Here is an 11821-nt window from a genome sequence, read left to right as displayed (position 1 = left end):
ATCATTCTGGCATCCTACACGAAATCGTTTAAACCGTTTTACTTGGCTTGCATGCGGATAGCGCCGTCGAGGCGGATGGTCTCGCCGTTCAGCATCGTGTTCTCGATGATGGCCTTGGCCAGATGGGCGTATTCGTGCGGCTTCCCAAGGCGCGGCGGGAACGGCACCATGGCGCCGAGCGCGTCGCGCACCTCGGCCGGCATGCCCATCAACATCGGCGTCTCGAAGATGCCCGGCGCGATGGCCATCACGCGGATGCCGGTGCGGGCCAGGTCGCGCGCCATCGGCAGGGTCAATCCGGCGACGGCGGCTTTGGACGACGCGTAGGCCGCCTGCCCCATCTGGCCGTCGAAGGCCGCCACCGAGGCGGTGTTGATGATGACGCCGCGCTCGCCGGTTTCGATGGCGGCGTTCCTGGCCATCGCCTCGGCCGCCAGACGCGCCATGTTGAAGGTGCCGACCAGGTTGATATTGATGGTGCGCTGGAACAGTTCGAGCGGATGGGCGCCCTCCTTGCCGACGGTCTTAGCGGCCGGCGCGATGCCGGCGCAGTTGACCAGGCCGCGCAAGGTGCCCAGCGCCACGGCCGCCGCGACCGCGCGGACCGCATCGGCCTCGGCGGTCACGTCGGTCTTGACGAAGACGCCACCCAGTTCGGCCGCCAATGCCTGGCCGGCCTCGGCCTGCACATCGGCCAGCACGACCTTGCCGCCGGCCTCGACGATCATTCGCGCCGTGGCCGCGCCCAGTCCGGAGGCGCCGCCGGTGATGAGGAATACATTGTCCTGGATCTGCATAAATCTCCCTGTACGAATGACGTTTACGTAAACGTCAATCATAACCGATTACAGCGCCAAATCCCACCCACGTCCGGGGGTCAGTGCCGACATTCGTACACGAACCGGACCACATCACGGTTGAGCTCGTGTCCGAATGTCGGCACTGACCCTACGGTGGGTACGTCAAGGCCCAGGCCGTGTAGAAATGGCGGACCTGACCCTGGAGTGTCAGCACTGCAACCAGGCGCCGTTTCGTTGGCACATTTTGCCGGCCGGTGTGATCGTGGTGTTGCCAGCGCCGGTGTTGTGACGCGCGCCGCTGGGGTCGTAGCAGCCGCCGCCGGTGCAGCCGATCGCGGGAATCGGGTTTCCGGGCGGTTGCATCAGCGTTTCGATCGGAGTGGACGGCTGCGGCCTGGGCATGGCGACCTGCGGCGCGAGCTTGTTGCTCGGCATCGGCTGTATCGTCAGCGGCACCGGCCGGCGCGGCATCGGCGCGGCGGCCGGCGCCGTGCGGCAAGGCTCTTCCGCGAGCCGCTTGCCGTCCTCGCTGAGCTTGCACACGGGAAGCTTGGCGTAGGCGTCCTCACTCATCTTCGCCGCCCGGGGCGTATCACCCCAGGCATTGGCGCAAAGTAACGATCCAAGGAAAAACGCCGCCGTCAACCCGTCTGGTTTGAGAGAGTTCATTTCATCACCTTCCAAGTGCTGCTACCTATTTATATTATTAGCAGGCATGGCGGCGCACGAAAGGCCCTGAAACAATTCGTAACTTCTGGCGCCCGCTTACCTGGCCGGCGCCGGTTCGGAGGCCGGCGGCGGCGGTGGCGGCATGCCCGGCGCCAGCGGCGCGCCTTCCGTCAACGGCGAGGCCGGGCGTGGCGGCGGCGGCGCGTCGGCAGGCAAGGTCCGCACCGGCGCCGGCGCGTGCGCGGCCATCACCGACGCGCTCACCGCCAGCCAGCCCGAGGCCGGCAGCAAGGGCACCAGCAGCAAGGCGACGATGTTGATGATCTTGATCAGCGGATTGACCGCCGGGCCGGCCGTGTCCTTGTACGGGTCGCCGACCGTGTCGCCGGTGACCGCCGCCTTGTGCGCCTCCGAGCCCTTGCCGCCGAAGTGGCCGTCCTCGATGTATTTCTTGGCGTTGTCCCAAGCGCCGCCGCCGGTGGTCATCGAGATGGCGACGAACAGGCCGGTGACGATGGTGCCCATCAGCATGCCGCCCAGCGCGGCCGATCCCAGCAGCATGCCGACCACCACCGGCACCACCACCGGCAGCAGCGACGGCACGATCATTTCCTTGATGGCCGAGGCGGTCAGCATGTCGACCGCCTTGTCGTACTCCGGCTTGCCGGTGCCGTCCATGATGCCCTTGATGTCGCGGAACTGGCGGCGCACCTCCACCACCACCGCGCCGGCCGCCCGCCCCACCGCTTCCATGGCCATCGCGGCGAACAGGTAGGGAATCAGGCCGCCGATGATCAGGCCGACGATCACCATCGGGTTGGACAGGTCGAAGGTAATGCTCTTGCCGGCCGATTCGAGCGCATGCGTGTAGTCGGCGAACAGCACCAGCGCGGCCAGCCCGGCCGAGCCGATGGCGTAGCCCTTGGTGACGGCCTTGGTGGTGTTCCCCACCGCGTCGAGCGGGTCGGTGATGGCGCGCACCGATTCCGGCATGCCGGCCATTTCGGCGATGCCGCCGGCGTTGTCGGTGATCGGGCCGTAGGCGTCGAGCGCGACGACGATGCCGGCCATCGACAGCATGGAGGTGGCGGCGATGGCCACGCCATATAGTTGCCCCAGCTGGTAGGAGACCAAAATCGCCGCGCACACGGCCAGCACCGGCCAGGCGGTCGACTTCATCGACACACCCAGCCCGGCGATGATATTGGTGCCGTGGCCGGTGGTGGAGGCTTCGGCGATATGTTTGACGGGATAGAAGTCGGTGCCGGTGTAGTACTCGGTGATGTAGACCATCAGCCCGGTCAGCACGATGCCGACGACGGTGCAGCCGAGCATGCGCATGCGCATCGCCTCGTCCGGCCAGACCTGCCAGGTGACGACCGCAAAGCCGATCAGCGACAGCCCGGCGGCCCACCACAGGCCGGTGTACAGCGCCGACATGATCTTCTTGCCCGGCTTGGCCTTGACCATCGAGCAGCCGATGATGGAGGCGATGATGGAGACCGCCCCCAGCAGCAGCGGATAGACCACCGCCGTGCTCGACGTGGTCATCAACAGCGCGCCCAGCAGCATGGTGGCGATCAAGGTGACGACGTAGGTTTCAAACAGATCGGCGGCCATGCCGGCACAATCGCCGACGTTGTCGCCGACGTTGTCCGCAATCACGGCCGGGTTGCGCGGGTCGTCCTCGGGGATGCCGGCCTCGACCTTGCCGACCAGGTCGGCGCCGACGTCCGCGCCTTTGGTGAAGATCCCGCCGCCGAGCCGCGCGAAGATCGAGATCAGCGAGGCGCCGAACGCCAGCCCGATCAGCGGTTCGATGACCTTGTGCAAATTAGGCCCAAGCTCGGCCGGCAGGCCGGCGATCAGGTACATATAAAACAGCACCACGCCCAGCAGGCCGAGGCCGACCACCAGCATGCCGGTGATGGCGCCGCCCTTGAAGGCGACGTCGAGCGCCTCGTTCATGCCCTTGGTGGCGGCCTGCGCGGTGCGCACGTTGGCGCGCACCGAGACGTTCATGCCGATGAAGCCGCATGCGCCGGACAGCACCGCGCCGATCAGGAAGCCGATCGCGGTGTTGATGTCGAGTAGTACGCCGATGAGGATGAGCAGCACCACGCCGACAATGCCGATGGTGCGGTACTGGCGCGCCAGGTAGGCGGCGGCGCCTTGCTGAATCGCCAGGGATATTTCCTGCATGCGCGGGTTGCCCGCGTCCTGGCGCAAAATCCAACTACGTGACCATAAACCGTAAACCACGGCGATAACGCCGCAACCGACTGCTAACCAAAGACTGGCTGCCATAGATGTCCCCTTATTTTTATTGAACGAGCCTACAAACCACACTTCAGTAGCTGTCCGGTGGGGACAGCCGACTAACCTGCGAACTGCAAAACGTCAAATCGGGAGGGCATCCAGCCTTAAAAAAAAGCGGACACTCGGTCCGCTCTACTTTACCGCTTATTCGGCGAGCGCGGCAAACGCGCTGTCGCGAATTTGTTCAACCGGACCGACCCCGGCGATGCGGCGGTATTTCGGCGCGCCAGGCTCGCCCGACTGTGCCCAGGTATTGTAGTAACCCAGCAGCACCTCGGTTTGATTGTGATACACGTCCAGACGTTTCTTGACGGTTTCCGCCTTGTCGTCGTCGCGCTGCACCAGGTCTTCGCCAGTGACGTCGTCCTTGTTGTCCACCTTGGGCGGATTGAACTTGACGTGGTAGACGCGGCCCGAACCCGGGTGCACGCGGCGGCCGTCCATGCGCTCGATGATCGAGTCGTCCGGCACGTCGATTTCCAGCACATAGTCGACCGCCACGCCATTGTCCTTCATCGAGTCGGCTTGCGCGACGGTGCGCGGGAAGCCGTCGAACAGGTAGCCGTTGGCGCAGTCGGGCTGCTGCAAACGCTCTTGCACCAGGCCGATGATGATGTCGTCGGAAACCAGGCCACCCGCATCCATCACCTTTTTGGCGGCTACGCCCAACTCCGTCCCGGCCTTGATCGCGGCGCGCAACATGTCGCCGGTCGAGATCTGCGGGATGTTGTATTTTTCTTTGATGAAATTAGCCTGGGTGCCCTTGCCTGCACCTGGTGCCCCTAAAAGAATAAGACGCATGAAAAAATTCCTAAAAACAGATTTTGGATGTGGTGAGTGTTTGCGTGGAGACAGTAGAAATACTGTAAGTCCGACTATGTTGGTACGAAACTTACCACAAAACTTCGTCTAAACGCCAATTTGTGACAGCTTGCGCCGCCCTTCGCTGGCAAAACGGGAGCATACAGAGATATTCCGTATGAATATCGCACTTGCTCCCTGTTTATGATTGATTTATGGCGATAAGTTGATCTATATCAATACAGCAGCCGAACCCTGGCCAGGTCTTCCGGCGTATCCACACCGGCGGCCGGCGCCGAGTCGGTGACATGGACGGCGATCGGATAGCCGTGCCACAGCACGCGCAGCTGCTCCAGCGCTTCGATCGATTCCAGCGGCGAGACGTCCAGCGCCGGGTAGGCTTGCAGGAAATCATTGCGGTAGGCGTACAGTCCGATGTGACGGAGCGGTACGTAGCCGGCTGGCAGTGCTTCTTTGGACTGTGCAAAGGCGTCCCGGTTCCACGGTATGGTCGCGCGGGAAAAATACAGGGCCCGGCCGGCCTTGTCCAACACAACCTTGACCACGTTGGGGTTGAAGGCGTCGGCGGCGTCGTGCAGCGGATGGGCGCAGGTCGCCATCGGCACGTCGGCGCCGATGCGGGCGGCCGCCGCCTGCAGCAGCGCCGGGTCGATCAGCGGCTCGTCGCCCTGCAGGTTGACGACGACGGCGTCGGCCGGCAGGTTCAGGGAGCGCGCCACTTCGGCGATGCGGTCGGTGCCGGACGGATGGTCGGCGCGGGTCATGCACACTTCCACGCCGTGCAGTTCGCAGGCGGCGCGGATGTCTTCATGGTCGGTGGCGACGATGATGCGCGCGGCGCCCGCCGAGGCGGCGCGCTCGGCCACGCGGACCACCATCGGCTTGCCGCCGAGGTCGGCCAGCGGCTTGTTCGGCAAGCGGGTCGAGGCCAGGCGCGCCGGAATGATGACGATGAACGGGGACACCGGGTGGGAGACGGACTGCACCGCTCAATCCACCTTATCGTGCAGTTTATCTTGCAAAGTACGCGCCTCATCGGCCCACATGATCGGGATGCCGTCGCGGATCGGAAACGCCAGGCGGTCGCCCTTGCAGATCATTTCCTGGGCTTTCTTATCGTACTCAAGGGGGCCTTTGCAGACCGGGCATACCAGGATATCAAGCAATCTAGCGTCCACGACATTTCTCCACGATTTGGTCGGCCAGCGCCGCGTCAATGCGCGCCGTTACCGGGACGACCCATAGTCGCGGGTCGTCTCTGAGTTCTTCAATTTGCGCACATTTTACTGCATCCTTCTCGGTCATCAAGATGATATCGGCCTCCAGCCGCGCGAACGGACGGTCGGTGTAGTCGTGATGATCGGGCAAAGGCAGCTCGGCGATGGACAGGCCGGCGGCCTTGAGCATGCCGAAGAAGCGCGACGGATTGCCGATGCCGGCGGCGGCGGCCAGCCGCAAGCCCGGCTGGTTCAGGGTTGCCAGCTCGCGGCGCTGCGAACGGTCGCGCAGTTGTTCGGCATACTCGCCCACCAACGTCATTTGAATTGGCTGTCCGCTTGAACCCGCACGGCCGACCGGGGTCGTACCCCGTACGGGGTACGACCCCTGGCTTACGGGTTGGCAGCCGACGGCGCGTATCAGCTCGTCCGTCAGCAGCGGCGCGTTGATGACGGTAAAGTCGCGCCGGCGCGAGACCGGCTCGCGCAGTGGCCCGGCCGGCAGCAGCCAGCCATTGCCGGCGCCGCGGCCGTCGAACAGGATGATCTCGATATCGCGTTGCAGCGCGTAATGCTGCAAGCCGTCGTCGGTCAGGATGATGTCCACGTCGGGATGGGCCGCCAGCAGCGCCCGCCCGGTGGCGGCGCGGTCGCGCCCTACCATGACCGGACAGCCGGTGCGCTGCTTGATCAGCAACGGCTCGTCGCCGACCTCGGCCGGCGTCGACAAGTCGCCCACTTCGCGCGCGCCGTCGCTGCCTTGCCCGCTGCCATGGCCGCGCGAAACCACCCCCGGGCGCATGCCGGCCGCCTGCAAGGCTTGCACCAGCCAGATCGTCAGCGGTGTCTTACCGGTGCCGCCGATGTAGATATTGCCAACCACCACCACCGGCACCGGCAGCCTCGACGACTTGAGCAGGCCGGCGCGGTACAGCCGCGCGCGCAAACCGCTCAACGCGCGGAACAGCAAGGACAGCGGCCACAGCGCGCAGGCGAGCGGACCGCGCCGCAGCCAGTTGCGCGTCAGCGTCGTTTCCAGCGCGGACGATGTATGAGGACTAGGCGGCGACACTTATTTGGCGGCACCGGTCTGCGCGGCGAAGGTCAGCTTCTCATAACCGGCGATGCGGGCCGCCTCCATCACGTTGATGACCATCTGGTGCATCGCGAACTGGTCGGCGTTGACCACCACCACCGGCGACTTGCCAGGCTGGCCACCCTTGTCGGCCACGGTTTTCATCGACTGCGCCAGGCCGGCCACGTCGCGGAACGACACCGGTTCGCCGTTGATCGTGTAGTTGCCCTTGGCGTCGACGGTCACGTTCAGTTCGAACGGCTTTTCTTCCTGCTTCTGCGCGTCGGCGGTCGGCAAGGTGATCTGCAGCTCGGTGAATTTGCTGTAGGTGGTCGAGACCATCAGGAAAATCAAAATCACCAGCAACACGTCGATGAACGGGATCAGGTTGATCTCGGGGTCCTCGCGGTGCCGGCCTTTGCGGAAATTCATGCGGACGTCCTTACTTGCGCTTGCTGTGCACGATGTCGACAAACTTCACCGCCTGCTGCTCCATCTCGATGACGAAGCTGTCCACCAGCGCGCGGAAGTGGCGGTAGAACACCAGGGTCGGCATGGCGATCGCGAGGCCGAAGCCGGTGTTATACAGCGCCACGGAAATGCCGTGCGCCAGTTGCGCCGGGTTGGAGCCGGTGGCGTTTTGCGAACCGAAAATCTCGATCATGCCGACCACCGTGCCGAACAGCCCCATCAGCGGCGCCAGGGTCGCGATGGTGCCCAGGGTGGTGAGGAAGCGTTCAAGCGTATGGGCCACGCCGCTGCCGGCCTCTTCGATCGATTCCTTCATCACGTCACGCTGGGCGTCGACATTGCGCAGCGCGGCCGACAGCACCACGCCCAACGGGGAACTTTTTTCCAGCTTGTCGATGACGCCGGGGCTGGCATTGCCGCCGCGATAAACCTGCACCACCTCGTCCAGCAGCTTCTTCGGCAGGATTTTGCTGCGGCGCAGGTACAGCAAGCGTTCGATGATCAGGGCCGTGGCGACGATCGAGGCGATCAACAACAACCAGATGGGCCAACCTGCGGCTTGGAAAATAGCGAGCAAAACGAACTCCTGTAGTGATGTGAAACCCGAAGGCGCAATGTATCGTGTTGGACGACGCTCGGCAAGTAGCGAATGGCTGGACAGCAGCGCACCGCGCGAGGCGGCCGTGGAGTTCTGCACATTTTCTGTGGACAACGATGTGCGCAAGGCCGCCCAACAACGCCCAAGCCCTTGATTTTACAGGGAATTAAACCAGAGATTAAAAACCTCGCAGGCGCAGATGTCCGGGCCTGCATTTTGCCCAGCAAAAGTTGTGCCCACTTATGCCCACATTCTGTTGATAAGATTGTGTGCAAGCCGGGTGATGCCTACCGATGTCCTTGATTTTAATCAATATTGTTATCCTGCATAAAAATCCGGCATATCATGGCTCGATGGAAGATCCGGCTTAAAAAATTATTTTTAAGGCAACTTAAAGCGCACCGTTGGCTCAAGCGGGAACTTCTGCACACTTTATGTGGATAAGATTGTTAGCAATACCCGTCATGCCTTATCAAGCCCTTGATTTTAAAAGGTAATTACTCCATGCGTAAAAATGACGCATGCAAAACACCCGTCGGCATGCGTGTTCGCCGATTGGTATGGCACGCGACTTCTGCACATTAAATGTGGATAAGATTGTGCGCAACGGTTCCCGCCTTGTGCAAGATCGTTGATTTAAAAGGGATTTTTTGCCATGAGTAAAAATATGGCAGAGCGGCATTTCGATGACGCTTTCAGAGGTCAACGGGAGTTTTCCACTGAACTGGTCGCCAATGCTCGCGATAATGCCGGCCTATCGCGGCAAAACGCTCACTTCTGCACATTTTGTGTGGATAAGATTGTTAGCAAGGCCGCCTGCCCATTCCCATGTCATTGATTTACAACGAATAAGTTGCCATGCACAAAAACGATGCATACCGTTTCCTCGCAACGGGCCTTCACCGCACGCCGCCGGGGCGAACCCGGGCCGCCATCACGTCGCCCGTTCGGCCCGGGAATACTGCTCAAGTTCTGCACAAGTTCTGTGGATAAAATTGTGCGCAATACCATGTTTGTCGCCCTAACCCTTTGATTTCGCTCAACTTACTTTCCTTGCGTAAATTTTAGGCATATAAAATCAGCAATAAGAAAACAACTATCGGTCACAAAAGTTTCACACAGCATTTGTGGATAACTTTGTGCGTAATCACCCTGCCTTACGGCAAAGTGCTTGATCCGTAAGGCTTTTTCGTCGCTGCACGCAAATACGGCAGAAAAGTTTAACCTTTAAAATCAAATACCTACCTATAATACCTCCTGCTTTTTGTGGCATATGACCGCTGTGTGACCAAACGCACATTGTGTGGATAGTTTATTTTTTTGAAATCTATGATGTTCGACGACCGCTCCGATTCCGCCCCCGCCGCCGCCCCCGTGATGACCGTGACCGCGCTCAACCAGGCGGTCGCGCGGCTGCTCGAGCGCTCCTTCCCGCTGGCCTGGATCGGCGGCGAGGTGTCCAATTTCACCCGAGCCAGTTCCGGCCACTGGTACTTCACGCTCAAGGACAACGCCGCGCAGGTGCGGGCGGTGATGTTCCGCGGGCGGGCGCAGTACGCCGACTTCATCCCGCGCGATGGCGACAAGGTCGAGGTGCGGGCGCTGGTCACCTTGTACGGCGCGCGCGGCGACTACCAGATCAACGTCGAGGCGATCCGCCGCGCCGGCGTCGGATCGCTGTTCGAAGCGTTCCAGCGGCTGAAGGAAAAGCTGGACGCGGCGGGCCTGTTCCACGCCGACCGCAAACGCGCGCTGCCGATGTTTCCGCGCGCGATCGGCATCGTCACCAGCCCGCAGGCGGCGGCGCTGCGCGACGTGCTGACGGCGCTCAAGCGGCGCGCGCCGCACGTGCGCGTGGTGCTGTATCCGACGCCGGTGCAGGGACAACTGGCCGCCGAGAAGATCGCCAACGCCATCGACACCGCCTCGCTGCGCAACGAATGCGATGTGCTGATCGTCTGCCGGGGCGGCGGCAGCATCGAGGATCTGTGGTCGTTCAACGACGAGGATGTGGCGTACGCGGTCGCCAATTGCCGCATGCCGGTGATTTCCGGCGTCGGCCACGAGACCGATTTCACGATCTGCGACTTCGCCGCCGACCTGCGCGCGGCCACGCCGACGGCGGCGGCCGAACTGGCGGCCACGCCGCGCGCCGACTGGCTGGCGTCGCTGCGCGCCGACGCCACCGACTTGCGCCGGGCCATGCGCCGCAGCGTCAGCGAGGCGACGCAAACGCTGGACAGCCACGCGCGCCGCCTGCTGAATCCGGGCGCGCAGATCAAGCAGCAGCGTTTGAAGCTGCTGGCGTTGGCGACGGCGATGATGCACGCCAACCGCATGCCGCTGTCGCAATCGCGTTACCAGCTCGATCGCTTGAGCGGCCGGATGGCCGCGCACAAGCCGGATGTGCGGGCGGCGCGTTCGGCGCTGGCGGGCTTGCGCCATCGGGCCGAGATCAGCGTGGCGACGCAGCTGGGCCGGCGCCGCCATGCGCTGGCGGCGCTGTCGTCGCAGCTGGAGTTATTGAATCCGCAGCGCACCCTGGAGCGCGGCTACGCCATCGTCACCGACGACAAGGGTGCCATCGTGCGCGCGCCGGCGCAACTGCGCCCGCGCAGCACGTTGACGTTGCGGCTGGCCGAAGGCAGCGCGCAAGTCGCCGTCGATTCCGTGCAACCGACCTTGGACTAAGTAGCCGAATGACTACGGAGACACGTAGGGCGGATTAGCGCAGCGTAATCCGCCAGGCTCCGTCGACGGCTCATGACTACCCAGCCGACAGCATCGCCGACATCCCGATCAAGGTCGGATAGTCTTCGGTGATGACGTAGGTCGGGATATGCGACAGATAATCCGAAAACCGCCCCTTCTGCTCGAAGCGGGCGCGGAAGCCGGAATGCTCGAAGAACTCGCTCATGCGCGGCACGATGCGCCCGCCGATATAGATGCCGCCCTTGGCCCCCAGGGTCAGTGCCACGTTGCCCGCCACCGTCCCGAGCATTTCGCAGAACGCCTCCAGCGTTTCCTCGCAAACAGGGCACAATCGGTGCAGGCCCTGCTCCATGATCTCGTTGGTATTCAGGTTGCGCGGCTCCACGCGCGCGCGTTCGCACAGCGCGCGGTACACCAGCCCCAGGCCGATGCCCGACACCAGCCGCTCGCTCGATACGTGCTCGTGATAGCGGCGCGCATAGCGCAGGATATCGATCTCGCGCTCGTTCATCGGCGCGAAGGTGCTGTGCCCTCCCTCGCTGTCGATGGCGATCCAGCGGCCATCGACGCCGGACGGCACCAGTCCGGACACGCCCAAGCCCGCGTCCGCGCCGACCAGGCCGATGGTCGCGCCGGCGCGCGCCACGCCGCCGCCGATCTGGCGCTTGTGGTCCGCCGCCAGGTACGGCAGCGCGCTGGCCAGCGCGGTGAAGTCGTTCACCACCACCAGCGATTTCAAACTGAATTGCGAGCACACCGCCTCGATCGAGAACGACCAGTGGTGGTTCGTCATCGTGACCCAGTCGCCGTCGATCGGATTGGCGATGGCGATGCCGGCGAAGCGCGCCTGGTAGCCGCCAGCCGCCACCGTGGCCGGCTGCGACAGGTAGGCCACCAGCGCGGCGCCCAGGGTGGGATACGTGGCGCAGTCGGTGACCCAGATGGCGTCGATTTGATTGGGGGCCGTCTCCAGGCCGAAGCTGGCGCTGGTGCCGCCGATGTCGGCCAGCAGGCGCGGGCCGTTCGCCAGATGCGAAAAGTTTGCGCGATCCATGTCTCTTCCTTTTTTATTGTTGGTGCCGATGTTTGTTATGCGGATTATACGGCAGCACCCTTATGAAATCGTTTTCAAAAACTG

The 11821-nt window shown here is 63.1% G+C and carries 11 protein-coding genes; 1 reads left to right on the top strand and 10 read right to left on the bottom strand.

The window, feature by feature from the left end; translation table 11 throughout:
* Positions 1 to 38 precede the first annotated feature (38 nt).
* From AC0IYS_RS08685 to AC0IYS_RS08645, 9 genes are all read right to left on the bottom strand, one after another.
* Entirely contained in the window at positions 39 to 797 is a 759-nt protein-coding gene (locus AC0IYS_RS08685; RefSeq protein ID WP_471704779.1) for an SDR family NAD(P)-dependent oxidoreductase, read from the bottom strand.
* 210 nt (positions 798 to 1007) lie between these two features.
* On the bottom strand, positions 1008 to 1373 hold the full coding sequence (locus AC0IYS_RS08680; protein WP_471704778.1) for a hypothetical protein: 366 nt from the start codon (positions 1371 to 1373) through the stop codon (positions 1008 to 1010).
* Between the two features lie 192 nt (positions 1374 to 1565).
* Entirely contained in the window at positions 1566 to 3776 is a 2211-nt protein-coding gene (locus AC0IYS_RS08675) for a sodium-translocating pyrophosphatase (protein ID WP_471704777.1), read from the bottom strand.
* 156 nt (positions 3777 to 3932) lie between these two features.
* Entirely contained in the window at positions 3933 to 4589 is a 657-nt protein-coding gene (gene adk / locus AC0IYS_RS08670) for an adenylate kinase (RefSeq protein ID WP_471704776.1), read from the bottom strand.
* Positions 4590 to 4825: 236 nt separating this feature from the next.
* Entirely contained in the window at positions 4826 to 5596 is a 771-nt protein-coding gene (gene kdsB / locus AC0IYS_RS08665) for a 3-deoxy-manno-octulosonate cytidylyltransferase (RefSeq protein WP_471704775.1), read from the bottom strand.
* A gap of 3 nt (positions 5597 to 5599) precedes the next feature.
* Positions 5600 to 5788, bottom strand: coding sequence for a Trm112 family protein (locus AC0IYS_RS08660; protein WP_471704774.1), 189 nt, complete (start codon positions 5786 to 5788; stop codon positions 5600 to 5602).
* A complete protein-coding gene (gene lpxK, locus AC0IYS_RS08655) occupies positions 5778 to 6899 on the bottom strand; it encodes a tetraacyldisaccharide 4'-kinase (protein ID WP_471704773.1) in 1122 nt (373 codons plus the stop codon). The genes AC0IYS_RS08660 and lpxK overlap by 11 nt, the downstream gene beginning before the upstream one ends.
* The gene (locus AC0IYS_RS08650) at positions 6900 to 7334 is read right to left on the bottom strand and encodes an ExbD/TolR family protein (protein ID WP_471704772.1); all 435 of its coding nucleotides are present in this window, start codon (positions 7332 to 7334) and stop codon (positions 6900 to 6902) included.
* Positions 7335 to 7344: 10 nt separating this feature from the next.
* A complete protein-coding gene (locus AC0IYS_RS08645; protein WP_471704771.1) occupies positions 7345 to 7950 on the bottom strand; it encodes a MotA/TolQ/ExbB proton channel family protein in 606 nt (201 codons plus the stop codon).
* Positions 7951 to 9300: 1350 nt separating this feature from the next.
* Between AC0IYS_RS08645 and xseA the strand changes: the two genes are divergently transcribed.
* Positions 9301 to 10662, top strand: coding sequence for an exodeoxyribonuclease VII large subunit (gene xseA, locus AC0IYS_RS08640; RefSeq protein WP_471708826.1), 1362 nt, complete (start codon positions 9301 to 9303; stop codon positions 10660 to 10662).
* Between the two features lie 76 nt (positions 10663 to 10738).
* Here xseA and AC0IYS_RS08635 read toward each other — a convergent pair whose 3' ends face one another.
* Entirely contained in the window at positions 10739 to 11737 is a 999-nt protein-coding gene (locus AC0IYS_RS08635; RefSeq protein ID WP_471704770.1) for a glucokinase, read from the bottom strand.
* Between the last annotated feature and the right edge of the window lie 84 nt (positions 11738 to 11821).

This window comes from Duganella sp. AC237 (genome assembly GCF_979254035.1).
Note: the sequence above shows the minus strand (reverse complement) of the source record. Positions and strands in the feature narration are given on the sequence as shown.